General features: G+C 60.7%; 27 protein-coding genes. 17 read left to right on the plus strand and 10 right to left on the minus strand.

Features of this window, described 5'->3' with window-relative positions:
• The 8 genes from R1T40_RS14455 (at window position 1) to R1T40_RS14490 (ending at window position 5,570) form a co-directional block, all read left to right on the plus strand.
• On the plus strand, window positions 1-783 hold the full coding sequence (locus R1T40_RS14455; RefSeq protein ID WP_317384609.1) for an ABC transporter ATP-binding protein: 783 nt from the start codon (window positions 1-3) through the stop codon (window positions 781-783).
• Between the two features lie 12 nt (window positions 784-795).
• Complete coding sequence (locus tag R1T40_RS14460; RefSeq protein ID WP_317384610.1) at window positions 796-1,866, plus strand: siderophore-interacting protein; 1,071 nt, start codon at window positions 796-798, stop codon at window positions 1,864-1,866.
• 165 nt (window positions 1,867-2,031) lie between these two features.
• On the plus strand, window positions 2,032-3,030 hold the full coding sequence (locus R1T40_RS14465) for a MotA/TolQ/ExbB proton channel family protein (RefSeq protein ID WP_317384611.1): 999 nt from the start codon (window positions 2,032-2,034) through the stop codon (window positions 3,028-3,030).
• Window positions 3,031-3,036: 6 nt separating this feature from the next.
• Window positions 3,037-3,414: an ExbD/TolR family protein gene (locus tag R1T40_RS14470; protein ID WP_317384612.1), complete on the plus strand. Its 378-nt coding sequence runs from the start codon at window positions 3,037-3,039 to the stop codon at window positions 3,412-3,414.
• Between the two features lie 6 nt (window positions 3,415-3,420).
• Window positions 3,421-3,804 (plus strand): ExbD/TolR family protein, encoded by a 384-nt coding sequence (locus R1T40_RS14475; protein ID WP_317384613.1) that lies wholly within the window; start codon window positions 3,421-3,423, stop codon window positions 3,802-3,804.
• Window positions 3,801-4,607 carry an energy transducer TonB gene (locus tag R1T40_RS14480; RefSeq protein WP_317384614.1) on the plus strand — a complete coding sequence of 269 codons (807 nt, stop codon included), beginning with the start codon at window positions 3,801-3,803 and terminating at the stop codon, window positions 4,605-4,607. The genes R1T40_RS14475 and R1T40_RS14480 overlap by 4 nt, the downstream gene beginning before the upstream one ends.
• Window positions 4,608-4,859: 252 nt before the next feature.
• A complete protein-coding gene (locus tag R1T40_RS14485; RefSeq protein WP_106164937.1) occupies window positions 4,860-5,021 on the plus strand; it encodes a DUF1328 domain-containing protein in 162 nt (53 codons plus the stop codon).
• A gap of 51 nt (window positions 5,022-5,072) precedes the next feature.
• Window positions 5,073-5,570 (plus strand): Dps family protein, encoded by a 498-nt coding sequence (locus R1T40_RS14490; RefSeq protein ID WP_317384615.1) that lies wholly within the window; start codon window positions 5,073-5,075, stop codon window positions 5,568-5,570.
• A 152-nt stretch (window positions 5,571-5,722) separates the two neighbouring features.
• Here R1T40_RS14490 and R1T40_RS14495 read toward each other — a convergent pair whose 3' ends face one another.
• Complete coding sequence (locus tag R1T40_RS14495) at window positions 5,723-6,544, minus strand: response regulator (RefSeq protein WP_317384616.1); 822 nt, start codon at window positions 6,542-6,544, stop codon at window positions 5,723-5,725.
• 115 nt (window positions 6,545-6,659) lie between these two features.
• On the opposite strand from R1T40_RS14495, the gene R1T40_RS14500 reads away from it, so the two are divergent.
• From R1T40_RS14500 to R1T40_RS14515, 4 genes are all read left to right on the plus strand, one after another.
• Window positions 6,660-6,857, plus strand: coding sequence for a hypothetical protein (locus R1T40_RS14500; RefSeq protein ID WP_317384617.1), 198 nt, complete (start codon window positions 6,660-6,662; stop codon window positions 6,855-6,857).
• Complete coding sequence (locus R1T40_RS14505; protein ID WP_106164933.1) at window positions 6,857-7,414, plus strand: RNA polymerase sigma factor; 558 nt, start codon at window positions 6,857-6,859, stop codon at window positions 7,412-7,414. Before R1T40_RS14500 ends, R1T40_RS14505 begins: the two co-directional genes overlap by 1 nt.
• A gap of 149 nt (window positions 7,415-7,563) precedes the next feature.
• Window positions 7,564-9,261 carry a sensor histidine kinase gene (locus tag R1T40_RS14510; RefSeq protein ID WP_317384618.1) on the plus strand — a complete coding sequence of 566 codons (1,698 nt, stop codon included), beginning with the start codon at window positions 7,564-7,566 and terminating at the stop codon, window positions 9,259-9,261.
• Window positions 9,262-9,481: 220 nt separating this feature from the next.
• The gene (locus R1T40_RS14515) at window positions 9,482-10,270 is read left to right on the plus strand and encodes a PRC-barrel domain-containing protein (protein ID WP_317384619.1); all 789 of its coding nucleotides are present in this window, start codon (window positions 9,482-9,484) and stop codon (window positions 10,268-10,270) included.
• 140 nt (window positions 10,271-10,410) lie between these two features.
• Here the strand turns inward: R1T40_RS14515 and R1T40_RS14520 are convergent, their stop codons facing one another.
• Window positions 10,411-10,998 (minus strand): exopolysaccharide biosynthesis protein, encoded by a 588-nt coding sequence (locus tag R1T40_RS14520; RefSeq protein WP_317384620.1) that lies wholly within the window; start codon window positions 10,996-10,998, stop codon window positions 10,411-10,413.
• 216 nt (window positions 10,999-11,214) lie between these two features.
• Between R1T40_RS14520 and R1T40_RS14525 the strand changes: the two genes are divergently transcribed.
• Entirely contained in the window at window positions 11,215-11,703 is a 489-nt protein-coding gene (locus tag R1T40_RS14525; protein WP_317384621.1) for a hypothetical protein, read from the plus strand.
• Window positions 11,704-11,715: 12 nt separating this feature from the next.
• The gene (locus R1T40_RS14530) at window positions 11,716-11,844 is read left to right on the plus strand and encodes an entericidin (protein ID WP_317384622.1); all 129 of its coding nucleotides are present in this window, start codon (window positions 11,716-11,718) and stop codon (window positions 11,842-11,844) included.
• A gap of 58 nt (window positions 11,845-11,902) precedes the next feature.
• Here R1T40_RS14530 and R1T40_RS14535 read toward each other — a convergent pair whose 3' ends face one another.
• From R1T40_RS14535 to R1T40_RS14560, 6 genes are all read right to left on the minus strand, one after another.
• Window positions 11,903-12,931: an AbrB family transcriptional regulator gene (locus R1T40_RS14535; protein WP_317384623.1), complete on the minus strand. Its 1,029-nt coding sequence runs from the start codon at window positions 12,929-12,931 to the stop codon at window positions 11,903-11,905.
• Complete coding sequence (locus R1T40_RS14540) at window positions 12,918-13,685, minus strand: citryl-CoA lyase (protein WP_317384624.1); 768 nt, start codon at window positions 13,683-13,685, stop codon at window positions 12,918-12,920. The genes R1T40_RS14535 and R1T40_RS14540 overlap by 14 nt, the downstream gene beginning before the upstream one ends.
• Window positions 13,682-14,869: a CaiB/BaiF CoA transferase family protein gene (locus tag R1T40_RS14545; protein WP_317384625.1), complete on the minus strand. Its 1,188-nt coding sequence runs from the start codon at window positions 14,867-14,869 to the stop codon at window positions 13,682-13,684. The genes R1T40_RS14540 and R1T40_RS14545 overlap by 4 nt, the downstream gene beginning before the upstream one ends.
• Entirely contained in the window at window positions 14,859-16,379 is a 1,521-nt protein-coding gene (locus R1T40_RS14550; RefSeq protein WP_106164925.1) for a tripartite tricarboxylate transporter permease, read from the minus strand. The genes R1T40_RS14545 and R1T40_RS14550 overlap by 11 nt, the downstream gene beginning before the upstream one ends.
• Window positions 16,380-16,391: 12 nt before the next feature.
• On the minus strand, window positions 16,392-16,877 hold the full coding sequence (locus tag R1T40_RS14555) for a tripartite tricarboxylate transporter TctB family protein (protein ID WP_317384626.1): 486 nt from the start codon (window positions 16,875-16,877) through the stop codon (window positions 16,392-16,394).
• A gap of 85 nt (window positions 16,878-16,962) precedes the next feature.
• Window positions 16,963-17,943, minus strand: a complete 981-nt coding sequence (locus tag R1T40_RS14560) for a tripartite tricarboxylate transporter substrate binding protein (RefSeq protein ID WP_106164923.1) — start codon at window positions 17,941-17,943, stop codon at window positions 16,963-16,965.
• A gap of 102 nt (window positions 17,944-18,045) precedes the next feature.
• Here R1T40_RS14560 and R1T40_RS14565 point away from each other — a divergent pair, with 102 nt between their 5' ends.
• From R1T40_RS14565 to R1T40_RS14575, 3 genes are read left to right on the plus strand one after another with little or no spacing between them, the layout of a single operon-like run.
• The gene (locus R1T40_RS14565) at window positions 18,046-18,711 is read left to right on the plus strand and encodes a response regulator transcription factor (protein WP_106164922.1); all 666 of its coding nucleotides are present in this window, start codon (window positions 18,046-18,048) and stop codon (window positions 18,709-18,711) included.
• The gene (locus R1T40_RS14570) at window positions 18,708-20,093 is read left to right on the plus strand and encodes a sensor histidine kinase (protein WP_317384627.1); all 1,386 of its coding nucleotides are present in this window, start codon (window positions 18,708-18,710) and stop codon (window positions 20,091-20,093) included. Before R1T40_RS14565 ends, R1T40_RS14570 begins: the two co-directional genes overlap by 4 nt.
• Window positions 20,063-21,085 carry an ABC transporter substrate-binding protein gene (locus tag R1T40_RS14575; protein ID WP_317384628.1) on the plus strand — a complete coding sequence of 341 codons (1,023 nt, stop codon included), beginning with the start codon at window positions 20,063-20,065 and terminating at the stop codon, window positions 21,083-21,085. The genes R1T40_RS14570 and R1T40_RS14575 overlap by 31 nt, the downstream gene beginning before the upstream one ends.
• Before the next feature lie 8 nt (window positions 21,086-21,093).
• Here the strand turns inward: R1T40_RS14575 and R1T40_RS14580 are convergent, their stop codons facing one another.
• Both R1T40_RS14580 and R1T40_RS14585 read right to left on the minus strand, forming a co-directional pair.
• Window positions 21,094-23,478, minus strand: coding sequence for a transketolase (locus tag R1T40_RS14580; protein ID WP_317384629.1), 2,385 nt, complete (start codon window positions 23,476-23,478; stop codon window positions 21,094-21,096).
• 9 nt (window positions 23,479-23,487) lie between these two features.
• The gene (locus R1T40_RS14585) at window positions 23,488-24,690 is read right to left on the minus strand and encodes a methionine gamma-lyase (protein WP_317384630.1); all 1,203 of its coding nucleotides are present in this window, start codon (window positions 24,688-24,690) and stop codon (window positions 23,488-23,490) included.
• Window positions 24,691-24,730: the final 40 nt, after the last annotated feature.

The following is a 24,730-nucleotide window of genomic DNA, read 5'->3' on the forward strand; positions in this document are numbered from 1 at the left end:
ATGAGCGCCCAACCTCGCCTCGCCGCCCGGGACCTGAGCGTCCGCTTTGCCCACAACACGGTTCTCGACCAGCTTTCTGTCGATCTGCCCGACGGCGCAGTGACCGCCATCGTCGGTCCAAACGCTTGCGGCAAGTCGACCCTGCTGCGCAGCCTCGCCCGCCTGCAGAAGGCGGGCACCGGGCAAGTCATCCTCGATGGACAGTGCATCGCCAGCCAGAACAGCAAATCCGTTGCACGGCGCCTTGCCATCCTGTCGCAGTCACCTGTCGCTCCGGAGGGGCTGACAATCCGCGATCTGGTGCTGCGCGGTCGCACCCCGCATCAATCGGCCTGGCGCCAGCATTCGGTCGAGGATGCTGCCGCCGTGGCCGCTGCCCTTGCGGCGACGGGATTGGACGGCATGGAACACCGGTCGCTCGATACCCTGTCGGGTGGTCAGCGTCAGCGCGCCTGGATCGCCATGGCCCTGGCGCAGGACACACAGTTGCTGCTGCTGGACGAACCCACCACATTCCTTGATCTGCCGCATCAGATCGAACTTCTGGAACTGGTGCGAAGGCTGAACCAACAGACCGAGCGCACGGTTGCCATGGTCCTGCACGACATCAACCTTGCGGCGCGCTACTGCGATCACATCATCGCGCTGCGCGGTGGTCACGTGCACAGCCAGGGCAACCCCAAAGACGTCATCACAGAGACCATGATGCAGGAGGTCTTTGCCCTGCCCTGCACCATCATCGCCGATCCGAACCACGCCACCCCCCACGTCATTCCAACCTGAGAAGGCTCTACCATGTCCATGCAAGAGAGATTTTCCTTCGAAGCGCAGACCCTGTTGCCCGGCCTGTCCTTTCCCGCCATCCGCAGCGTGATTCAGCAGCGCGCGCAAGAGTTTGACCTGCCGGTGGTGATCGACAGCGACGACGAGGTGCAGATCGAGACCACATACGGCAACTACAGTCTTCAGCGCCGTGACGCGCATTCCCTGGCCAGGATCGGCGCCCCTCGTGCGGATTGGCTCTATGTGCTGAAGGAAAGCCTCAGCGATACGATCGAGCACCTCGCCCCGGAGATCGCCGCAGAAATCTGCTGGTCCGATGCACAGGAAAGCGCCGGCCGCCGGCCACCGAATTTCCAGTTCATCACCGTCGAACACGTCGAGAGGATTCCCGGCTCATTTCTCCGCGTCACCGCGCAGGCAGAGGATCTGACCCATTTCACGACGGATGCAATTCACTTCCGCCTGGCCCTGCCGAACCCGGCTCTGGACACGCCGCAATGGCCCTATCTGTCGGAGACCGGCCAAACGATCTGGCCCAAGGGAGACGCCACGCTGCACCGACCAGTCTATACGGTCCGCGCGCTGGATCTCACAACCGGACGCCTGGTCTTTGACATTTTTGAACATGACGGCGGACGAGCCACCGAATGGGCGCGCAGCGTCAGCCCCGGTTGCCGTGTCGGCCTGACCGGCCCCGGCGGCGGCGGGATCCCGGAGGTCGAGACGATCATGATCTATGCCGACGAAACCGGATTTCCTGCCGTCGCACGTATCCTCGACGCCCTCGGCCCCAAGGCCTCCGGCCGCGTGGTGCTGGAGCTGACCACCCCCGAAAGCGCAGACTACCTCATGCCGCATCACCCCGGAATACGCATCGAGCATCACGGTTCGAACGACAGGGACCTGGGGGATCTCGCGATTGCGACGCTTGCGAATTGGCCGGGCCATATGGTCTGGCTGGCCGCGGAAAAGAGCGCAGCCCAGAAAGTCCGGGCGCATTTGAAATCTGCCGGCCTCAACGCCAAGGATCACTATATTGCCGCCTATTGGACCCGACCGGCCGAGTCTGATGCACAGCCTTAACTTGACAAAAACGCTATGCTAAATTAGGCGCCAATCGTGGGGCCATTGCCTCTTTCTAGCCAATCACGGATCGCATGACCGCGCGCATCGTGTAGCCAAGCCATTCTGCCAGCACCCCGCTTACTGAGCGGGATCAGTGCCAGGCCTTGCTAGACGGAGCCGACAATGAAAAAGTCCCTCGTTCTTACGACATTCCTGCTGCTGCCGGTGCTCGCCACGGCACAGACTGCGGCTCCAGACGCTCCCGCGACGCAAGCTCCTGTTCCTGACGTTGCCACCGATATGATGGCCCCTGCGGCACCGACCTCCCCGGACACGCCGGATACGCCAATCACTGCAGAGACTGCCCCGGTGACGACAAGCGAGAGCCCTGCCACCGATGGGGCTTCCGCAACTCCCTCGACGTCGCAGGCCTCCTCGACGTCAGAAGCCCTGCCGGTCGCGCGCACCAACGCGGACGATGTGTCACCTGCGGCATCCGAACCGGCGTCTGCTCAGGATCTGCCGTCAATGGCGCGAGGCGCCTTCGACGAGGCCAAGACATTCCTGCGTGACGGCGGTCCCTCGATCTGGGCCATTGCCGCCCTGTCGGTCATTACGTTGGCGCTGATCTTGTGGAAAATCTGGCGCCTGGCGCTGATCGGCGCCTGGTCGAAAGGCAAGGCCCGTCAAGCGGTCGCCGCCTATGAGGCAGGCGATGCGGACCGGGCGCTGACGCTGGTCCAGGGTCGCCGTGGCGTCCGCTCCAAGGTGGTTGCCGCGGCTCTGTCCGCGTTGAAGTCGATGCCTGATGCACATGCCCGCGAGGAAACGGCCCGCGTCGCAAAACGCGAACTCGGCTCGGCCCGCAGTGGCCTTGGCGCGCTGGAACTGATCTCCACCATTGCGCCGCTGCTGGGTCTCCTTGGCACCGTTATGGGGATGATTGCGGCCTTTCAGGCGCTGCAGGCCGCCGGATCAAAGGCCGACCCCTCGATGCTGGCCGGTGGCATCTGGGAGGCGCTGCTGACCACCGCTGCCGGTATGGCGGTTGCCATTCCTGCCTCTGCGGCGCTGACGTGGTTCGAGTCGGTCATCGACCGCATTCGCCGCGATGTCGAAGACGGCGCAACCCGTCTGTTTGTCACCGAGAAGCCGCAAACCATCCGACTTGCGGCGGAATGATCCGCAATGCTGTTCGACACCCCTGCCCGCCCCCGGCGCAAGCCGAGCCTCACGCCGATGATCGACGTGGTGTTCCTTTTGCTGGTGTTCTTCATGCTGGCGTCACGCTTTGGCATCGACGCGGCCTTGCCATTGCCGCTTGCGGCGGGTGGCGGTGAGTACACCGGCCCACCCCGCCTGATCGATGTGGCGCCGGCCGAGGTCTATGTGAACGGCAGACCAGTGGCGGAAACCGAACTGGCGGTCGCACTGACGCCGTTGGTCGAGGACAAGGCCGACGTGCTGATCCTGCGCGGCAAGGACGGCGCGAGCCTGCAACGCATCGTGACCCTCACCGAAGTGCTGCGCGGCGAAGGGTTCACCTCCGTCGTGTTGGTGGAGTAGTCGTTGATGGACCTGACAGACGCCCCCCGCCGCCCACGCGCGGAGTCGATCGTTCCAATGATCAACGTGGTCTTTCTGCTGTTGATCTTCTTTCTGATGACGTCCCGCCTGGCCCAACCCGATCCCTTTGAGGTGAACCCACCCGAAGCAGATTTGGAGACACCACTGGACGCCGACGCAACGCTCTATGTCGACAAAGCTGGCAGGTTGTCTTTTGACGGGCAGGACGGCGATGCGGCATTGGCCCGCCTGGCAGAACTCGCGTCAGCTGATGCCGTGCTGCAATTGCGGGCCGATGCAGAGCTTGAAGCGGCCACCGCCGCCGGATTGCTGAGGGATCTGTCGGCTGCAGGGTTTGCCCGCGTCGAACTGGTGGTGAGCCCGAAATGAAACATTGGATAGAAGGTAGCCTGTTTGCCGCGCTGGCGATCGCGGCGCATGTGGCAATTTTTGCAAACATCCCCGCCGATGGCAGCGAAGATGCTGGGGCGGGCGGTGAAGCCCTCATCTCGCTTGCCGGGGCCGCACCCACAGTCCGTGAGATGGTGCAAAAGTGGGAACGACCGCCGGAAACACCCCCAGTTCTGGAAGAAACCCTCGACACGCCCGATATGGATATTGCGCCGCCAGAGCTGCCACAGGTCGAAAGCGTGCCTGCGCAACGAGCCGAGGTCCGGCTGGCCATGAGCGAACCGAAAGACACTGCGACACCGGAAATCGACACGACTCCGGCGCCTCCTCCGCCGGAACCAAAGCCTGAGCCGGAACCAGAAGACATTCCCGAAACGGCACAGACAGCCGAGACCACCAGCGCAGGTCGGGCAGAGCAACGTGCAGCCGGTTCCGGTGGCGGCAGTCAGGCCGGCGCGTCCGCCGAGACACGGACGAGCACCGCCAGCAAAGGCCGACAAGCCAAGCTCAGGGCCGTATGGGGTGCAAAGATCCGCGCCAGTATCGCACGCCGTCAGCGCTATCCCTCCGGCGGGCGTGGCGACGCTGCCGTCGTGGTCACCTTAACGGTCAGCCGGGATGGCCAACTCTTGAACTACGGAGTTGCCCGGTCTTCCGGCTCTGCCGCCTTTGATCAAGCCGCCCTACGTGCGGTTGCAAGCGCCCGCCGCTTCCGCAAAGCGCCGCGCGACCTTCCGGGATCGCAGTTTTCTTTCTCGCTCAAACTGGTCTTTAACCGCTGAAATAACCGCGGACATACGCGGACTGAACGGTCGGTTTTTGCCAAAACTGTCATCAAGAGCGGCGCACTGAAACCAGCGCGCGCATGGACAGGCTAATCCGTCATTTCTGGCCCATGGCCCGGACCGTCGCGCCCCTGCCACGGCACTAAACCCAAGTTTCCCTGAACGTGAGCGGAACAAAAGCACGTTGTTCCCGTTGTATTATCGAAGCTCGCAACGGGCGAGCAACGTAACACGGCAAAGGAGACTCCCATGCTTGGTTGGGCACTGACATTCCTGGTGATCGCGCTGATCGCGGCCGTCTTTGGCTTTGGCGGTATCGCCAGCGCCTCGGCCGGGATCGCACAGATCCTCTTCTTCATCTTTCTGGTGCTGTTCGTCGCCGCGATCATCTTTCGCGCTGTACGCCGCTAACAGGCAGCCGCTGACGACACCCCAAGATTTCCTCGCTCGAAAGGATATAACATGACAGCTGCACTGAACGTGAAACCGCAAATTGCCCCAGTGGAAACCGGTGTTCGGGATACGACGCCAATTGCCGAAGGGCTGAGCGACGTGCTGGCGGATACGTACCGTCTCACTCTGAAGACCCATATTTATCACTGGAACGTCGAGGGGCCGTTGTTCTTCTCGCTGCACAATCTCACCGAGACCCAATATCAGGATATGTTCGCCGCCGCAGATGAGCTGGCTGAGCGCATCCGGGCCCTTGGGCACCTGACGTCTGGCAAGATCAGCGGCGTGCTTTCGGACAGCGCAATCGACGATCTGGGCCAGATGCCGAGTGCCGGTGAGATGTGCAAGGATCTCGAGCGTGACCACATGCGCCTAGCACACCGTCTGCATGCGCTCATTGAACTGGCGGAAGCGCGCAAGGATATGGTCACAGGCGATCTGGCGACCGAACGCGCGGCCTTTCACGAAAAAGCCGCATGGATGCTGAGGGCAATGTCCGCCTCGTAAAATCGCGGCGCATCCACGAAAAACGCCCTGCGGACTGAAACGTGCGCAGGGCGTTTTCATATCTGCTCGCCCCGCATTCGACCGGAGCTGCAGACATGAAAAAACCCCGGACATCTCTACCCAGGGTTCTCAGCTTTCATCAAAGGCTGCGATCAGCTCGTCAGCGTATCGGTCGATGAAAAGAACATCGCCTGGCTGATGGCAGAGATTACCTGATCGGGCACATAAGGCTTGGCAATCATAAACGCAGGCTCGTGGCGCTCGCCAGTCAGCAGGCGCTCGGGGAAGGCCGTGATGAAGATGACCGGAACATCGCCCAATTCTTCCAGCAGATCGGCCACGGCATCAATGCCGCTCGAATTATCGGCCAGCTGGATATCCGCAAGGATCAGATCCGGCTTCTCTTCCACGCCCAGCTTGACGGCAGCCTTGCGCGTCCGTGCGATCCCGGTCACCTCATGCCCCATCATGGAAGCAATGCCTTCGAGATCCATCGCAATGATCGCCTCATCCTCGATGATCATGATCTTTCCGGTCACAGCCTGCTGCATCTCGTCGCGGGCCAGCTGGATCAGCCGTGCTGCCTCATCTGCCTCGATTTCCATGACCTCAGCGACTTCACTGACGGAAAATGCTTCGACCGTGTTCAGCAAAAGCGCTTCGCGGGTGTTGGGCGTGAGAGATGCCAGATGCTGCAAAGCCCGCGCGCGCGGGCCCTCATCAAATTCGGCAACGGGCTGGCCAGAGCTGCCCCAGAGTTTGTGGAACACTTTGAAGAGGGCGACTTTGCCTCCGACTTCTTCCGCATCAAAACAGGAGGGATCAGTCAGGATCGCCTCCAGAGTGGAAGCCGCATAGGTGTCGCCGGAGGACTGAGCCCCGGTCAGCGCACGTGCATAGCGGCGCAAATAGGGCAGATGCGGTGCGATGAGGTCCGACAGAGTCAGGGCTTGTCCTGTTGTAGAGGTCGACAATTTTTTTCTCCTGTCACCAAAAATTCTATGGAACAAACGCACGGTCTTCGCGTTTGTTCCATAGAAATGTAATTTAACTTACGCCTGAAGGTAAAAGGTGTTGCGGGAGAAACGAATGGCAAACAGGCCTCAGAATAAGCCATGGGACACTCTGATCGACGAAAACCTGAAGAAGGTTTTTGTCGAGGATGCAAACGCGGATTTACCGCCGCATCTGATGGAGCTGCTTGATCGTCTGGACAAGATCCCGGTTGCGAATGGGGCGGGTCAGGCAGCTGGCATGCCCTCCCACTCGCAGGAGGAGGCCGAATAATGGACCGACAGGATGCCAAGGCTGAACTGACCAGCCATATGAAGGTGCTGCGCGCCTTCGCCATGAGTTTGACCCGAAATGACGCTGCTGCCGATGACTTGGTACAGGACACCGTGTTGAAAGCATGGACAAACCTGGAAAAGTTCCAGGAAGGCACCAACATGCGGGCCTGGCTGTTTACCATCCTGCGCAACACCTTTTATTCGAACCGCCGCAAAGCGGTGCGCGAGGTCGAAGATTCCAGCGGGGCGATTACCGAGAGCATCTCGGTCAAACCGGCACATGATGGACGCTTGCAGCTTGCAGAGTTCCGCCGCGCCCTTGGCGAACTGCCGGTCGAGCAGCGCGAGATCCTGACGCTGATCGGCGTGCTGCAATATTCCTACGAAGAGGCGGCCGACGTCTGCGGCGTAAAGGTCGGCACCGTCAAGAGCCGCCTTAACCGTGGGCGCGAGGCACTCACTCTCAAGATGCAGATGAACTCTGATGATCGCATGGAGTTGACAGATGCAGCCACCCACGCCGTTGTCGCAGCAAGTGGTGGAACCGCCGCGTGAACAGAATGAACTTCCCCTCCCTGGCCATCATGCGTGGCCGGGGTGACCCCAAAAACGACTCTCTCCCCCATGATACAAACGACGCATCCAGGCCCTTCGCTTGGGCGCGCGGGCTGTCTGTTCGCCTCGCCGTATTGCTTTCTGGTGCGATGGTGCCCCTCGGCCTGATCGCGGTAGACCAGACCGTGCGCCTGCAACAAGAGGTCGCAGAATCCAATAATCTGAGCCTGCAGGCCCTTACGGCGGAGTTCGCGCAGGAAGAGCGCGAGATCATCAAATCCGCTTTCGCTGCCGCGGAAACGCTCGCGCTGTCTGTGCCGGATTTGGCGACTGATGTCGAACGGTGCAAGTCGCTGATGGGGCGGTTCATCGACGCAACTGAAGACCGCTACAGCTTTGCCGGTTTCCTGCCGAGAGACGGCGTTATGAGCTGCGCGTCCAGCAATCTCACCATTGATTACTCGGCCAATCCGAATTTCCCGGACTGGATGCGCCGCCCCGAGCGCGAGGTGCGGGTAAATTCCTTTGGTCCTGTCGCCGGTAGCTCCGTCCTGATCGTCTCGGAACCTGTGTTTGACGACAGTGATGTCTTCATCGGCAATCAGATCATTCACGTTCCGCACGACCGCATAGACAAGCAGTTCCAGGCCAAGTTGGGGGAACGCCCAATCGATCTCGTCACGTTGAGCGCCGAAGGAGAAATCCTCAGCGCTTCAGGGGCGCGGGAAACTGCCTTGGAGCGGTTGCCTGCCGGCATGAGCATCAAGGAACTTATCGCGCTCAACCCCCGACACATCGAAACAGAGAATGCCGCAGGTCAGACCCGGCTTTTCTCCATTGTCCCGGTGCTGAGCGATGGGTTTTACGTGATTGGAAGTTGGGACCCGGACGGAAAACACACACCGTCAGAAACCGGCGTCCTGAAAAGCCTGCTGCTGACGCCTGCGCTGTTTCCGATGCTGATGTGGCTGGTCAGTCTATTCCTGATCTATATCGCACTGGACCGTCAGGTCGTCCGGTATCTGCGGCTGATTGGCCTGCAGATGCGTCAGTTCGCACGCGCCCGCGTATTGCCGGAAAAACCAGACGGCACCTACATGCCACATGAATTGGAAGTGATTGAAAACCAGTTCACTCAGGTCGCGGAGAAATTGCTGCACGACGAGGCCCAGCTCTTTGACGCAATGCACGACAAGGATGTGCTGCTGAAAGAGCTTCATCATCGGGTGAAGAACAACCTGCAGCTCATTTCCTCGATTATCTCCATGCAGATCCGACGCACTGCGAACAAGACGACCGCCGCCGCGCTGCAGACTGTCAATCGCCGCGTGACCAGCATGGCAACTGTGCACCAGACGCTCTACCAGGCATCCGAGCTGGGCCGGGTCCAAGCCAGTGATCTGCTGCGGGATGTGGTCAAGCCGCTGACCGAGTTGGCCCCGACCAGCGCACCGGTGCCCAAGATCGATATTTCGCTCGACTCTGTCGTGCTGTATCCGGATCAGGCAGTGCCACTGTCCCTGCTCACCGTCGAAGCTGCAACCAATGCGTTGAAGTACCTGGGCGTCGACAAGAAGGGCGAGCGCTGGGTGAAAGTGTCGCTCGAGGTACTGGATGACCTGCAAGTGTGTCTGACGATCACGAATTCCATATCGGACGACAGCACTGAATTTGAGGATGAAAGCACCGGCCTCGGCAGCCAACTGATCCGCGGGTTCGCCCGGCAGCTGGAGTGCAGCCCTCAGATTACCGAAGGTGAAGACAGCTATGAGGTGAGCATCACGTTCGAGACACTCCCCTTCGAGGCGGAAGATCGGGCATTGTCTGGGGTCTACGACGAAGGCTGATCCCGGCACGCGCCGCGAAACATCTTGCCGGCCGTCCCGCATCGGGGCGGCCTTTTTTTTCGTTCAGCTCCCTGCCGTTTTCCCGGTTGCAAACAGATGTGCGCCAGTTCTCGCCCATGGCGCACAAAATACCGAGCGCCTCGGAACCATGCTCGCATCGCCACGTTGTCTGACTGAAGCACGAGCACGCATATGAAGTCACGACATAGGAGCTAAGGTCATGAAAAACCTTCTTATATCCACGTCCCTTGTTCTCACGATGGGTTTGCCTGCTGTGGCTGCCGAGACCAGCGACATGTTTCGCAGCGAAGCAGGCCCGGCCGAATTCCATGCCTCATCTTTCGTCGGAAAGCGTATCTATCAGACCGAAAACGATGCTCTGAAGGATGTCATGGACGGCGTGCAGGATGGCTGGGCTGATATTGGCGAAGTCAACGATGTCATCCTGAGCCGTGACGGCACCGCAGAGGCTATTCTGGTCGACATTGGTGGCTTCCTCGGCATTGGCGAGAACCAGATCGCCGTCGATATGGATGCGCTGCAATTTGTGCGAAACGGTAATTCCGATGGCGGCGCAGACGGCTACTTCTTGGTGTTGAACGCACCGGCAGAAGCGCTGAAAACAGCTCCCGCCTATGAAATGTCTGGCACGGGCGGCGACACCTCGAGCCTGGGCGGCGAAGACACTAACCAGACCGAAAGCGCAGAGGCATCCACAACGGCGACCCCGTCCAACACGAATGCACCAATGAGTGCCGACGCGCTGACCGGGGCCACAACCTTTGACGCCAATGATGAGATGATCGGCGAGATCGCTGACATCGTGATGGGCAGTGAGGGTGACATCAACGCGGTTGTCGTCGATGTCGGTGGTTTTCTCGGCATTGGTGCCAAGCCCGTCAAACTGGAGCTTGATGATCTGACTGTCGAAACTGAGGAAGGCCGCGTACGAGTTTACACGATGATGACCAGAGAGCAGATGCAGGCGCTGCCTGAATATCAGCGCTGACCCTGATAGCTCTCACGAGCGTAAGCGATGAAAATTCCAGCCGGGCCCTGATGGGTCCGGCCGTTTTATACGCGGTCTAGGTGAATTGCCTATCCGTCCTAAGCCAGGCGCAAGGGCGAGACCAGTCGAGCGGCCGCCTATCACATGAACTGAGACGCCAGCCCGCCCAAGCCAAGCATCAGCAGAAGCACGGTCGCCAGTGCAATCAGCCCGTCACCGGTCAGCATAGCGACCGCGAGCAGCGCAACGACCCCTCCCAAGATCGAGGATGTGAATGGCAGGATCTCCAAGAAAGGCATGATCAGGCCGCAAAGCAGGCAGACGAACTGAATGATCCGCAGAAAAGGCGGTGTCAAAAGCCACTGCAGTCGTTTCTTGAACCGGCGGTCCATCCAAGCAGCCACCTTGCGCAAGGCTCCGGTCGCCTTCTGGGTATTCTTAGCCGAAAGCGAACGCTTTGACAGGAACGAGGGCAGCCACAGGTGATTGCGCCCCATGAGCATCTGGCCAGAGATCAACGCGATGGTCATCCCGCAGGCTGAGGAAAACAGGGGAATGCCGCTTAGCGGTGACACCAGCGCAAGAGAGGGCGCCACCAGCACCGCCGCGATTGATTTGACCCCCAGCTCATCCATCAATTCGGAGACCGTCAGACAGTCCTTGCCCTCACTCAGCAATTCATCGGTCTTGTCCAATACGTCTTCGACTGGGTGAGCGGTCTGTGTCATAGGGTCCGTTTCTATTAGTAGGTCAGCTTCGAATAAAACGCCTTCGACGCAGCTATGTTCCCGCGCAACATATACGTTCCATCCATTGGGCGAGAAGCCACCGAAACACTTTCAGCGCTCCCTTCGCAGAAAAAAATCAGGAACATTCTGCGCGACAGCTCGTTGTCATGTCAGATCCCACCGGGACAGAGATAAGTGATTTCAAGGAGCTAGAAGATGACACATCTGATCCGCACCACCGCCCTCGTAACGGCCATGGCCACCGCCGCGGGCGCAGCGACGATGGTTCAGGAAATCGACGTAAACGCAGACGTCAGCGCATTGGACAACTCCGAGGCAGTGGCCGTCTGGACCGATCTGGAAGCCGATCTTGAAACGGCGCTGGCCGCAAAACTGGTGAATCAGATCGCCGAAGAAGAAATGGAAGATGCTGCTGAAATCGACATCGACGTCGATACCGTCGCTCTGGCCTCCAGCTTTGAAACCGAGATGGGGATCGCAAACTCGGTGCTGGAGGGCGACGTCTCCGTCGACCTGCCCGGCAGCCAGTATGACCAACGCTACACCCTGACCGTAACTGCTGAGCAGGCCAACATCTACTATCCCGAGGGCACTGATGTGACGACGCTGAATGTGGGCAGCGATGTGTTTTATACCGCGATGGTTGACGCCTTCGCGACTCATGTGGCCGAAAAACTGAAATAACGGAGAAATACGATGCGAATGATCTGTCTTTCCATGGTTGCCGTGATCGGCTTGGCAGCCTGTGAAACCACCGAAGGTCTGGGGCGCGACGTCTCCAACCTTGGCAATGAGATTGAGACGGAAGCGCAAGAGGCGCAATAATCCTTGAAGTCTCGCCCCGAACACCCCGGTGCCAATACGCACCGGGGTGTTTTTGTGCCTAGGCGCGTTTCACGCTGCTCAGCATCAATGGCATCAATATCGTCAGGATCATAAGGCGCATGACGTGATGGGCTGCGACAAAGGCCGGGTCGAGGCCAAGCGTCACAGCGATCGCCGCCATTGCCTCCACCCCACCGGGCGCAAATGCCACGATCAGCAGAGCCGGTGACATGCCCATGATCTGCATGCTGACCGCGATCGCCACCAGCGTGATCAGCACATTGGTGCCCGTCACCCAGAGCCCAGCCAGCAGATCCAGCCGCAACTGCGACATCTTCTGCCCGACGAAACGCGACCCGATCAGCGTTCCCATGACCAGAAATGCGACAAAGGTCGCTTCCTCCGGAGGACGGCCCGGCGTCACTGCAAAGATGTGACCCAAAGCGCTGCACAGGATCCCGGCGAGGAGATAGGCCGCTGGCACTTTCAGCCAGCTGAACAGGACCCCGACCCCCAGGGTCACCCCTACCAAAAGCGCCAGTTGCCACAGGCTCAGCACGTGATCCGGCATCAACTCCACCCCGGTCGCGCCAAAGACAGACGCGACGAGCACCGGAACACAGAGCGTCAGGAACAGCACCCGGATGCTTTGAACGATGGCGATACGCGAGGTCTGCCCATTATCGCTCAGCGACAACGCCAGCACATAGCTCAGATGTCCCGGCGCCGCAGCCAATATCGCATCCCGCGGGCTGAACCCCATCCAACGCCGCAATCCGAACCGGCAGATTTGCATAGAGACAAACAGGCTCACAGCGAGGATGGCGATGGTCACCGGCCAGGCCAGCGCGGTGGCCAGCATTTCACGGGTCACGCTGCTGCCGATGTTTATGCCCAGCAGCACAAAGGCGGTGGTCCGCAGCCAGACCGGCATAAAAATCGGCAACCCAAAAAGCGCGGCTATAGAGACAGCGGCCGCTGATCCGGTCAATGGGGCGGATGGGAAGCCGATGATTTCAAATATCAGGGTGCCCAGCATCGCCACAACAAGCGCGGCGGCCAGGCCAAATGCGTCACGAGCCGTCATATGTCCATCTGTATTTCGGTGGCGTTGGTCCCTTGTTCCGCCCGCCTTGTTGTTGTTGCTCCCAGGCATGGGAGAGAATGCCCACCGACCGGGACAGACAGAACAGCCCTCGCGCCAAGGGCGGAGCAAAGCCCAGTTCTGCATAGATCACGGCGGTGGCGCCGTCGATATTCATCGGCAGGGCAATGCCTTTTTCAGCCGATATCTGCGCCTTGATCGCTTGTCCGATGTGCTGAAAACGGCCCGAAACGGCATCTGCTTCCGCCGCCTCGGCAACCAATGCCATCAGGCGCGGCGCACGCGGATCGGTGGGTTTGTGGAACCGGTGACCAAAACCGGGGATAATCTTGCCATGTTCCGCACGCCAATCGTCCAGCGCCGTGGCCAGATCCCCCGCGTGGGCGTCGACGTGGTGATACAACTCCACCGCCTGCTCTCCCGCCCCGCCATGCACATCGCCCAGCATATTGACCGCCGTGGCCAACGCGTTGTTCAAGGGCAAGCCGCATGTCACCGCCATACGCGCCGCCGCGATCGACGGGGCCTGTGGGCCGTGATCCACAGCCGAGACCAAGGCTGCCTCGAACAGATGCGCCTGCGCGGGTGTCGGCCGGTCGCCCCGTACCATCAGCCAGATCATCTCGGCAAAGCTGACGTTGCCGATCAGATCCTGCACGGGAGTTCCGCGCAGGTCTATACGGCCCGGCTCCATGTCGATGATGGACGTGCGCCACCAGTCACTCACATCGCTCATATCACGCGCTCCCGCCTCAGGGTTTCGATCTCATCCGCGCTCACGCCGATGTCCTGCCAGATGCTGTCATTATCTGCGCCCAAGGCAGGGGGCGCTTGATCCGGAACCGGTCGATGGGTGCCAAACCGCACCGGCGCGCCTGCCAGCGCCAGCGGCGCGCCTGCGGCCTCGACCTCCGCGATGAGACCGCGATCTTTGATCTGCGGCTCATCCAGGATTTGCGGCACCGTCAGCACCGGCCCCGATGGCACGCCAAGCGCATTCAGTTCCGCCACCCACTCCGCAGCGGGCCGGGTCCGAAGGACGCTTTCCAGCTCTGCCCGCAGCATGTGACGGTTGCGTTTGCGATCCTCTCGGGTGGCATAGTCCGGATGCGCCAGCAAATCGTCGCGCCCCAGATGCTGCGCCATGGAGTGCCATTGTTCATCCCGGTTGGCGGCCACATTGATCGGCCCATCCGCGCAGGCAAAGGTGCCCGAGGGCGCGGATGTGGTGTTCTCATTGCCATACGCGCCCGGGGTCTGCCCCGCGATCAGGTGGTTGGAGACCACCCATCCCATGGTGGAAATCACCGCCTCGGTCATGGAAATATCCAGAAACGCGCCGCGCTCCGGATCATTCAGTGCCGCCGAGATTGCAAAGGCTGCGGTCATGCCGCCCACGGTATCTGCCAGCGGGTAGCCCACGCGCAACGGCGCGCTATCGCCATCGCCGGTGATCGACATCACGCCGCTGATACCCTGCACGATCTGATCATAGGCGGGGTTGTCCTTCCACGGGCCGTCCTGCCCAAAGCCGCTGATGGCGCAGTAGATGAGGCTGGGGTTTTCCGCCCTCAGCACCTCATACCCGAGGCCAAGGCGGTCCATCACGCCGGGGCGGAAGTTTTCAACCAAAACATCAGATGTGCGAACAAGGCGTTTTAGCAGCGCCTTGCCCTGTTCGTGTTTCATGTCGAGGGTGACAGATTTCTTCTGCGCGTTCTGCGCCAGAAAGCTCACCCCCATCAGGGACTTATTCCGCTCCGGATCCGCCCCGAGTTGTCGGGCCAAATCCCCGCTGCCCGGGCGCTCAACCTTGATGACCTCCGCCCCCAGCAGGGCCAGCTGATAACAGCAATACGGCCCCGCAAGCACATTGGTCAGGTCGAGGACCCGGACCCCGGAGAGCGGTTTAATCCCCATCGGCCACCCCGGCAGCACGGGCACGGGCGCGGCGGGCACGGTAGCTTGGCACGATCACCAACAGTGCAGCCAGCACCAGCAGGCCCAGCGTCATCGGACGGTCAAGGATGAAGGAAATCCCGTCATACAGTTGCATCGAACGGGCGAAGTTGTCTTCCAGCATCCGGCCAAGGATGAAGCCGATGAGCAGCGGTGCCAGCGGATAGTCCGCAAAGCGCAGCACCGTCGCACAGATGCCAAAGCCCACGAGGATCAACAGCTCAGTCGCGTTGTTCTGTCCGATATACGACCCCATCAGGGTGAAAAACAAAATGAACGGGATCAGATAGTTGCGCGGGATCGACAGAACCTTGGCGATATAGGGAATAAGCGGCAGGTTCAGCACCAGCAGCACAAGGTTGCCGATATACATAGAGATGATAACCGCCCAGAAGATATGCGGGCTGTCGATCATCAGGCGCGGACCCGGTGTGACGTTGAGCGCGATCAATGCGCCCAGCAGGATCGCAGTGGTGCCGGACCCCGGAATACCCAGCGTCAAGAGTGGCACAAACGACCCAGTACAGGCGGCGTTATTGGCGGTCTCGGGTGCGGCAAGTCCCTTGATAGAGCCTTTGCCGAACTCTTTTTGCTCTTCTTCCGTGGCGATGTTGCGCTCCACCGCATAGCCGAGGAACGATGCAATGGTTGCGCCCGCTCCCGGCAGAACACCGATAAAGAACCCCTGAATGGACTGACGTCCGATCACCGGCGCAATCTTACGCGCCTCTTGTCCGGTGATGCGCAGGCCGGTGATCTTGCCACCGTTCTCACCACCCTGAGCCGAACGGCCCGGGTTCATCACCAGAAAGATTGCTTCGGGCAGGGCAAACATCGCCATCGCGAGCGTAATGAAGCTGAGGCCGGATTGCAGATCCATCAGACCCATCGTGAAACGCGGCATGTTGAACAGCGCGCCTTCACCTACCGTGGCCATCATCAGGCCCAGAAGCGTCATCATCAGCGCCTTGGCCACATTGCCAGTGCCGGCAAAGGCCGCGATCGCCGAGAGCCCCACGACCATCAGTGCGAAATACTCGGCCGAGTGGAACAGCAACGCCACCGTCGACAGCATCGGCGCAAAGACCATCAAGAGGATCGCACCGACAGTGCCCCCCATGAAGGACGAGATCGCCGCGATGGTCAGCGCCTTGCCGGCCATGCCGGCGCGCGCCATCGGGTAGCCGTCGAAACTGGAGGCCACGGTGCCCGCGACCCCCGGCGCGTTGAGCAATATCGATGAGGTCGATCCCCCGAAGATCGCACCGTAGTACACCCCAGCCAACAGGATCAGCGCGGCAGAGGGGTCACCCAGCGTAATCGCGACCGGGATCATGATCGCGATGATGGACATGGGGCCAAGCCCCGGCAGCATCCCGATGAACGTCCCGATCAGACAACCGCCGATCACCATCAGGATATTTGTAACTGAGAAGGCCGTAGAGAGGCCGATCATCAAACCTTCGAGCATCTGAGCCTCCGATTATCCGAGAAAAAACGGCAAGGGCCGCAAGAAGATGCCGAGCACGCCCTCAACAAGATACCAGACAATGCCGGTAGCGAGGGCGGCGACGGGGATCAGGATCCACAGCTTGCGCTCGCCGAGGATCATCGCACCGACGGTCAGGAACCCTGCAGTGGACAGCAGGAACCCCGCCGGACGCAGCAGCAGCGCATAGGCCACCATCAACCCCAGCAGCAGTGCAGCCTGGCCGATGTTGTAGTCCCCGAGGCGCCGATAATCGATGTCGGGTGTCTTCGCCTCGCCACTGGGTTTTTCAAGCCCCAAGAGGATAACCAGAGACGTCAGGATCGACAGAACTGCCAGAACCTTCGGGAATGTGCTCGGCCAGATCGGGTTTCGCTGCATAAACGGCGGCAAAAGCTGATCCATGGTGAAAAAAGCCGCATAGCCATAGGCCAGGGCGATGCCGAGAATGATCAACGCGATCCAACGGTCGAGCGCCATGATCTCCTCCTGTGTTGAGTGGGGGGTATGGGAAAGGGTCCGGCACCTGACTGTGGTGCCGGACCGGATCGTGTGTGTCGCGCGCTTAGAGGAAGCCCAGCTGCTTCATCAGATCGCCGATGGTCTTTTCCTGACCTTCAAGGAAGCTGCGGAAGTCATCACCGGAATTGTGGATGTTGACCCAGCCATTTCGAGCGCGAACATCTTCCCACGCATCGGTGTCATACATCTTGGCCAGCGCGTCCTGATAGGCGGCCACTTTATCCTCTGACAGACCTGGTGCGCCGAAGAAGCCGCGCCAGTTCACAAAGGTGGTGTCGAGGCCCTGCTCGCTCATGGTCGGCGCCGTGTCATAGGCGGGCACGCGTTCGTCTGCGGTCACACCGAGGATCTTGACTTCGCCCGCGTCGGCCAAAGCGATGGCTTCGGAGAAACCAGTGGACAGCGCCTTGATCTCGCCAGACAGCAGCGCAGCCATTGCCTTTCCGCCCGCGTCATAGGGAATGTATTTCAGCGCAGTCGGATCTTCGCCCGCCGATTGCATCACCATGGCCGCTACCAGGTGGTCCATGCCGCCTGGAACGGAGCCACCACCCACAGCCGTGCCGCGTGGATCTTCGCGGTAGGCTTCAAGGAACTCTTCCATATTGTTGATCGGGCTGTCCTTGGCCACAACCATCGCCGCATAGTCCCCGATCGTGCCGGCAACCAGGGTCAGATCACGGAAGTTGTGCGGGAACACACCCGTCAGCGAGCGGATCACGATGGGTGTGGAATTCACCATCAGCGTGTCATCCAGGCTCTCGGCGTTCTCGATCATATAGCCGATCGCCTTTCCGCCGCCGCCGCCAGACATGTTTTCATAGGATGCGGTGCCAACAAGGCCGCCTTTGGTCAGGGCCTCACCAGTGCCGCGCGCGGTGCCATCCCAACCGCCACCGGCGCCGCCGGGGATCAGGAAATGGACTTTGTCGAGAACTTGCTCGGCACTCGCCGGAGTCCCGAATGTCAGGGCTGCCGCAGCAGCAGCCATCAGGGCGCGACGGCCCAGCGCAAAAGATGTCATAATGTTCCTCCCATTTGACAAACACGCAATAGCGCGCTCATGAAGAATGGTATCCCGGCCCAAGCTGACACAAACCTGACACGGAGCAGATGTTTCACCCCCATGCGGTACTTACTCGTTGAAGATAACGATCAGCTTGCAAACGCGGTGCTGGATCGACTGACGCTTGACGGTCATGTTGTGGATCGGGCAGCGGACCTTGGTACGGCCGATGATTTCATCGCAACAACCGAGTACGACTTGATTCTTCTCGACATCATGCTGCCCGATGGGGATGGGCGACAATTCCTGCAATCTCATCGCGCCGCCCAGCGCGACACGCCGGTGATCGTTCTGACGGCACGCTCGGAGGTCTCTGACCGGGTCAGCGTTCTGGACCTGGGCGCCGATGACTATATCGTCAAACCCTTCGATTTTTCCGAGTTGGAGGCCCGCTGTCGGGCCGTTCTCCGGCGGCGCAGCGGCGGGGCAAGCAACATTCAGAGTTTTGGAGATGTGGTTTTTGATCCGCTGGCCTGCACGCTGACCGTTGATGGTCAAAAAATCCGACTTCGCAATCGGGAGTTGCGCCTGTTCGAGATCTTCATCGGTGCACCGGATCAGGTCTTTTCGAAGTCAAAACTGGTGGATCGGCTGTTTTCCTACGATGTAGACGCTTCTGAAAACGCAATTGAAGTCTACGTCGGGCGCCTGCGCAAACACCTTGAGGGCGCACAGACGCAGATCGTCACCGTGCGGGGGCTCGGCTATCGGTTGAGCACATCATGAACACGCGAATCCTGCTGCGCGGCTCCATTCGGCGACGCCTGATTATCCAGTTGCTGACCGGCGCAGCGCTGCTGGCGAGCCTGATGTTTCTGGTCGTGCAGAACTACGCCCGCGACCTCGCCGGGCAAAGTCAGGACGAGATCCTCTCCGCCTCGATGACGGCCATTCTTGATTCTGCATCGGTCCGCAATGGCGATCTGACCGTGGACATTCCCTATTTCGCCTTCTCGATGCTCGGCAATATCAGCGAAGATCGCGTATTTTATGCCATCACCCGCAATGGCGCCTTCCTCACCGGCTATCCTGACCTGCCCAAACCCGTTGCAAGCAGCGGTATCGCGCCGCGGTTCCAGACCGCGCGCTATGATGGCGAGGAAATCCGCATGGCCACCGCCACCCGGCGCCTGTCGGTCAGCGGCACGCCGGATTTTGTCGAAGTGACGGTCGCGCAAACACGCTACGGGTTGCGTCAGCAACTGGCCGGGATTTCACAGACAGTGGCCGGGTTTGGCATCGGTTTTTTTGTTATTGCAGCGGTATTTGGCATTCTTGCAGCACAATCCGCGATCCAGCCGCTACGCCAGCTGGCAGGTTCTGTTTCGCGAAGGGGGCTTTCCGATCTGCGGCCCGTCTCAGCGCCGGTTCCGGCGGAAATGGAATCCCTCGTAGGCGCGCTCAATGGCTTCATGAGCCGCCTCAAAACATCGCTTTCGCGCTCTGAAGATCTGATCGCTGAGGCGGCGCATCGGGTACGCACCCCCCTGACCACAGTGCGCACTCAGGCCGAGATCACCCTGCGTCGCGTCGACAAGCCGGAGAATCGCCAGGCCGTGCGCGAGATGATCCGCGCCATCGACGAAAGCAGCCGCGCCGCCGGGCAGCTGCTGGATCACGCCATGGTATCCTTTCGATCTGACCATCTGGAGCTTGAAGATATTGAACTCACCCGATTGGCGCAGGATGCCGTGTCCCGGCTGCGCCCGATGGCGGAACTGCGCGACATAGATCTGGAAATCCATGTGCCGAACACCGCAATGACGGTCAAAGGTGACCCCATCCTGATGCAGAGCGCCCTGTTGAACCTGCTCGACAACGCCATCAAATACTCTCCGCCAGACAGCTGCGTGCATGTTGTTGTGCGTCTCAAAGCAGACGAAGGCGAAATTACGGTCCGCGACGAGGGCGCAGGTTTTCCCAAGGCCGACATGGGCCGCCTCACGCGGCGCTTTGTGCGCGGCGGCAATACGGACGCAGTGGTCGGATCGGGTCTCGGTCTGACCATCGCAAACGAGGTCGCCCGCGCCCATGGCGGACGCCTTTTCCTGACCAACCACAGCGATAAAGGTGGCGCATGCGCAAGCTTGTCTTTTCCATTGGCCTGATCTTTCTCGCACTCGTGCCCCCGGCCCATGCATTTGAAGTCGAGAACCACATTAGTGTCGGCCCTGCCGATGCCCGCCGCGTGCTGCGTGTCATTTCTACGGGTGATGCCGAGTTTTTTGAGCCGACCTTGCGGGACTTCCTGCACGACCTTCCTGACGTTCGGATTGAATACACCGTGGCCAGTTCCGGCGAGATGATGAAAGCGCTCGACGAGGAAGGCGTCGACATGGATCTGGCGATCTCCATCGCCACAGACCTTCAGACCAAGTTGGTGAACGATGGCGAGGCGCAGCGCTACAGCTCTCCGACCACGGAGCGGTTGCCCGCGTGGGCACGCTGGCGCGAACACCTCTTTGCCTTCACGCAGGAACCTGCAGCGGTGGTGCTGTCACGCAAAGCACTGGCTGGTTTGCCACTACCTGAAAACCGTCAGGACCTGATCGCATTGATCCGCGACAATCCCGAGAGATTTCAAAACAAGGTCGGCACCTATGACATCCGCACCTCTGGCCTTGGCTATCTCTATGCCACGCAGGATGCGCGGACCTCGGAAACCTATTGGCGCCTGAGCGAGGTGATGGGATCGGTCGGCGTACGCCTCTACTGTTGCTCCAGTCAGATGATCGACGATGTCGCCTCGGGCGAATTGGCGATGGTTTACAATGTCTTGGGCAGCTATGCGCGCGAGAAGAGCAACACGGATGATGTGATTGTGCTGCTGCCGCAGGACTACACCGTCGTCGCCTTGCGCACGGCCTTCATTCCGCGCGACAGCAAATCGCCCGAGTTGGCGGGGCTGATGATTGACCACCTGATTTCACGCGGATGGCAGGCGGCGCCCGGTGCGTTTTCAGTCCTGGAAACGGACTCCTGGAGCGACGACACCCAGGCCCTGCGTCGTATCCGCATGGGGCCTGGGCTTTTGGTCTATCTGGACGCGTTCAAGAAAATCGCATTCCTGCGCGAATGGAGCAGCGCCGTCTTGCAGTAGGCCGCACCTCAGCCCGCCTGACCACCGGGAATGCGGCGCGCGCCCACCGTCAACTCACCCACCGAGCGCGCCAGACTGTGGCGGTCGAGGCCAAAGTGGCGGTAGAGATCGCCGATGGTACCCGTCTGGCCGAAGTGTTCGACGCCATGCGACACCACCCGGTGCCCGGCAACCGATCCCAGCCACGACAATGTCGCGGGATGGCCATCAATCGCGGTGATCAACGTGCAATGGCCCGGGAGGTCCCCGAGTAGATGCTCCACATGCGACACGGCCTTTGAGTTGCCGCGCGCCCGTTCACGCTGCGCCGCCGTCCAGCCCGCGTTAAGACGATCCGCCGATGTGACCGCAAGCACTGCAACATCACGGCGATGCTCACCAACCAGACCCGCCGCTGCGATCGCCTCATCCGCAACCGCGCCCTGATAGGCGATCACCACCGAGCAATTCGGTCCCGGCTTGCGCAGCCAATAGGCGCCGTCAATCGCGCCCTGACGGAAGGCGTCATCGATGCGCTGCCCCGGCTGTTCGAGCGGTTTGGTGGTCAGCCGCAGATAGACCGACCCGCCGGTCTCATCCCGCAGCCAAGTGCGTTCGTCCGGGTCGCCGTCGCCATCGCGCTGCATGTAGTCAAAGGCCCATTCCATGATCACCGCAAGCTCATCCGCAAAGGCGGGCTCAAAGCTCGCCAACCCGTCCTGCGCCATGCCCGTAAGGGGCGTGCCGACAGATTGGTGCGCGCCGCCTTCTGGCGCCAGCGTCACCCCGGACGGTGTGCCAACAATCATGAACCGCGCATCCTGATAGCAGGCGTAGTTCAGCGCGTCCAAACCCCGGTGAACGAAGGGATCATAGACTGTCCCGATCGGGAGCACCCGCTTGCCCCAGAGGCTATGCGACAGGCCCGCCGCGCCCAGAAGCAGGAACAGGTTCATCTCGGCGATGCCAAGTTCGACATGCTGGCCTTGCGGGTCAAAGTTCCACTTGGCGGTCGAAGGAATGCGATGCTCGATAAACGCATCCTTCTGTGCCTCTCGCGCAAAGAGCTTGCGCCGATTGACCCATGGCCCAAGCCCCGTGGTGCCGGTCACATCCGGCGAGGTGGTCATGATCCGCGCCGCCAGATCGCTGTCGCCCCGCGCCAGATCGTCGAGGATCTTACCAAAGGCCATCTGCGTTGAAATCTCGCGGCTGCTGTCCACAGCCACCGCAGGCACCGAAAGCCGCGCGTCCGAGTAGCGCCGCACTCCCTTGGCAAAAAACGGCACCTGATCGAGGTAGGCCTGAAAGCCCGCGGCATCTGAAACGGTTGCCATGGGCTCCCACTCCTGCCCCTCGGCCACGCCCATATGGGTCTGCCACTCACCCATCTGCGCCTTGGTCATGAGACCGCCGTGGTTGTCCTTGTGGCCCGCAATCGGTGTGCCCCAGCCCTTGATCGTATACGCAAGGAAACAGGTCGGGCGGTCATGGTCGATGGCCGCGAATGTGTCCGCCATGGTCTCCACGCAATTGCCGCCGAGGTTCTCCATCAACGCCGCCAGTTCCGCGTCGCTGCGCTTGTCGATCAGCGCCGAGACAGCGCCCTGATCGCCCAGATCTTCCATCAGCCGTTTGCGCCAATTGGCCCCGCCCATATAGGTCAGCGCGGAATATTCCACATTGGGGCAGGCGTCGATCCAGTCGCGCAGGGCCGCGCCGCCGGGTTCTTCAAAGGCGGCCCGTTGCAAGGCGCCGTATTTCACCCGCACCACATCCCAGCCAAAGGCCTCGAATATCTTCTCAACCCGACCAAACAGCCCTTCGCGCACGATGCCATCAAGGCTCTGGCGGTTGTAATCGATGATCCACCAGGTGTTGCGCAGGTCGTTCTTCCAGCCTTCCTGCAACACCTCGTAGATGTTGCCCTCATCCAGTTCGGCATCGCCCACCAGAGCAACCATCCGGCCCAGAGGCACATCCGCCCCCCAGTCCTTGGCCGTGATAAAATCCTGCACCATGGACGCAAGCGCGGTGATCCCCACCCCAAGGCCTACAGAGCCGGTGGAGAAATCCACGTCGTCGATGTCCTTGGTGCGGCTCGGGTAGCTCTGCACGCCACCAAAGCCGCGGAAATTCTCCATCTTCTCGCGGGTTTGATTGCCCATCAGATACTGCATGGCGTGGAAAATGGGCGAGGCATGCGGTTTCACCGCCACCCGGTCCTCGGGCCGGAGTGCAGAGAAATAAAGCGCGGTCATGATCGACACCATCGACGCCGAGGACGCCTGATGGCCGCCGATCTTGATGCCGTCTTCCTTGGGCCGCAGATGATTGGCGTTGTGGACCATCCAGTGGGACAGCCACAACAGCCGCTGTTCCACCGTTTTCAGGTGTTGGATCTGGTCGAACATCTCGCCCCCTTACTCTGCCGCTTGCCGCATCTCGGGCGACAGCGCCTGATGAAGGTCGTCGAGGATATCCGCGACCTCTTCCAGCCCCACTGACAAGCGTACCAAACCGTCGCTGATGCCATGCTCGGCGCGTTCTTCGGGCGTATAGGTGGAGTGCGTCATCGAGGCCGGATGCTGGATCAGCGTCTCTGCATCGCCCAGCGACACCGCGCGCTGGATCATCTCCAGCCGGTTCATCAGGCTGATGCCCGCTTCCATGCCACCCTCAAGTTCAAAGGCGATCATGCCACCCGGTTTTGCCATCTGATCCTTGGCGATCGCGTGCTGCTCAAAGCTCTTGAGACCGGGGAAATGCACCTTGGCCACTCCTGGCTGCGCTTCCAGCCATTCTGCGACAGTTTGGGCAGAGGCACAGTGACGGTCCATCCGCAACGCCAGCGTTTTCATGCCGCGCATGACCAGCATCGCGTTGAACGGCGCCATCACCGCGCCGGTCATGTCCTTCATGCCGACCAGACGGATTTCGGCGATCTGCTCGGCGCGGCCTGCGACCAGACCCGCAACCACATCGCCATGCCCGCCGAGGTATTTGGTCGCCGAATGCAGCACCAGATCCGCGCCCAGCTTGATCGGACGGGTCAGGTAGGGCGTGGCATAGGTGTTGTCGACCACCACCTGCGCATCGACGCTATGGGCAATCTCGGCAGCCTGTTTGATGTCCACCAGCCGCATATTGGGGTTGGCGGGCGTCTCAAAATAGACCACGCGGGTCTTGTCGCTGACGGCGGCGCGCAGGGCGTCCGCGTCGGTCATGTCCACATGGGTGACGGTGACACCCCATTTCGACAGACCATGGCGCATATAGGCAAAGGTGCAGCCATAGAGCGTCTTGTCGACGATGACCTCGTCACCGGGGCTCAAAAGCGTCCAGAGGATCGCCGTCACAGCTCCCATGCCACTTGCCAGCGCCAGACCGGCCTCTGCCCCTTCGAGCGTTGCAATGCGCTGTTCCAGCAGGGCGCAGGTCGGGTTTGAGATGCGGCTGTAGACATGCCCTTCACGTTCGCCCGCGAACATTTCGCCCCCGGCTTCAGCGTTTTCAAACACGAAGGTCGAGGTGAGGTGCATCGGCGGCGTCAGCGCGCCCTCGTTTTGCATCGGGTCATACGCGTGGTGAATGGCGCGGGTGGCAAAGCCTTTGGTGTCGGACATGTGGGGGTCTCCTTCCTCATTTGTCCGCCATGATGCGCCC

The sequence above is a fragment of the Tritonibacter scottomollicae genome (assembly GCF_032924845.1).
GTDB classification, from domain to species: Bacteria; Pseudomonadota; Alphaproteobacteria; order Rhodobacterales; family Rhodobacteraceae; genus Epibacterium; species Epibacterium scottomollicae.

Coding starts and splice junctions, on each gene's coding strand:
- R1T40_RS14455 (WP_317384609.1), top strand. CDS start 1: ATGAGCGCCCAACCTCGCCTCGCCGCCCGGGACCTGAGCGTCCGCTTT.
- R1T40_RS14460 (WP_317384610.1), top strand. CDS start 796: ATGTCCATGCAAGAGAGATTTTCCTTCGAAGCGCAGACCCTGTTGCCC.
- R1T40_RS14465 (WP_317384611.1), top strand. CDS start 2,032: ATGAAAAAGTCCCTCGTTCTTACGACATTCCTGCTGCTGCCGGTGCTC.
- R1T40_RS14470 (WP_317384612.1), top strand. CDS start 3,037: ATGCTGTTCGACACCCCTGCCCGCCCCCGGCGCAAGCCGAGCCTCACG.
- R1T40_RS14475 (WP_317384613.1), top strand. CDS start 3,421: ATGGACCTGACAGACGCCCCCCGCCGCCCACGCGCGGAGTCGATCGTT.
- R1T40_RS14480 (WP_317384614.1), top strand. CDS start 3,801: ATGAAACATTGGATAGAAGGTAGCCTGTTTGCCGCGCTGGCGATCGCG.
- R1T40_RS14485 (WP_106164937.1), top strand. CDS start 4,860: ATGCTTGGTTGGGCACTGACATTCCTGGTGATCGCGCTGATCGCGGCC.
- R1T40_RS14490 (WP_317384615.1), top strand. CDS start 5,073: ATGACAGCTGCACTGAACGTGAAACCGCAAATTGCCCCAGTGGAAACC.
- R1T40_RS14500 (WP_317384617.1), top strand. CDS start 6,660: ATGGCAAACAGGCCTCAGAATAAGCCATGGGACACTCTGATCGACGAA.
- R1T40_RS14505 (WP_106164933.1), top strand. CDS start 6,857: ATGGACCGACAGGATGCCAAGGCTGAACTGACCAGCCATATGAAGGTG.
- R1T40_RS14510 (WP_317384618.1), top strand. CDS start 7,564: ATGGTGCCCCTCGGCCTGATCGCGGTAGACCAGACCGTGCGCCTGCAA.
- R1T40_RS14515 (WP_317384619.1), top strand. CDS start 9,482: ATGAAAAACCTTCTTATATCCACGTCCCTTGTTCTCACGATGGGTTTG.
- R1T40_RS14520 (WP_317384620.1), bottom strand. CDS start 10,998: ATGACACAGACCGCTCACCCAGTCGAAGACGTATTGGACAAGACCGAT.
- R1T40_RS14525 (WP_317384621.1), top strand. CDS start 11,215: ATGACACATCTGATCCGCACCACCGCCCTCGTAACGGCCATGGCCACC.
- R1T40_RS14530 (WP_317384622.1), top strand. CDS start 11,716: ATGCGAATGATCTGTCTTTCCATGGTTGCCGTGATCGGCTTGGCAGCC.
- R1T40_RS14535 (WP_317384623.1), bottom strand. CDS start 12,931: ATGACGGCTCGTGACGCATTTGGCCTGGCCGCCGCGCTTGTTGTGGCG.
- R1T40_RS14540 (WP_317384624.1), bottom strand. CDS start 13,685: ATGAGCGATGTGAGTGACTGGTGGCGCACGTCCATCATCGACATGGAG.
- R1T40_RS14545 (WP_317384625.1), bottom strand. CDS start 14,869: ATGGGGATTAAACCGCTCTCCGGGGTCCGGGTCCTCGACCTGACCAAT.
- R1T40_RS14550 (WP_106164925.1), bottom strand. CDS start 16,379: ATGCTCGAAGGTTTGATGATCGGCCTCTCTACGGCCTTCTCAGTTACA.
- R1T40_RS14555 (WP_317384626.1), bottom strand. CDS start 16,877: ATGGCGCTCGACCGTTGGATCGCGTTGATCATTCTCGGCATCGCCCTG.
- R1T40_RS14560 (WP_106164923.1), bottom strand. CDS start 17,943: ATGACATCTTTTGCGCTGGGCCGTCGCGCCCTGATGGCTGCTGCTGCG.
- R1T40_RS14565 (WP_106164922.1), top strand. CDS start 18,046: ATGCGGTACTTACTCGTTGAAGATAACGATCAGCTTGCAAACGCGGTG.
- R1T40_RS14570 (WP_317384627.1), top strand. CDS start 18,708: ATGAACACGCGAATCCTGCTGCGCGGCTCCATTCGGCGACGCCTGATT.
- R1T40_RS14575 (WP_317384628.1), top strand. CDS start 20,063: ATGCGCAAGCTTGTCTTTTCCATTGGCCTGATCTTTCTCGCACTCGTG.
- R1T40_RS14580 (WP_317384629.1), bottom strand. CDS start 23,478: ATGTTCGACCAGATCCAACACCTGAAAACGGTGGAACAGCGGCTGTTG.
- R1T40_RS14585 (WP_317384630.1), bottom strand. CDS start 24,690: ATGTCCGACACCAAAGGCTTTGCCACCCGCGCCATTCACCACGCGTAT.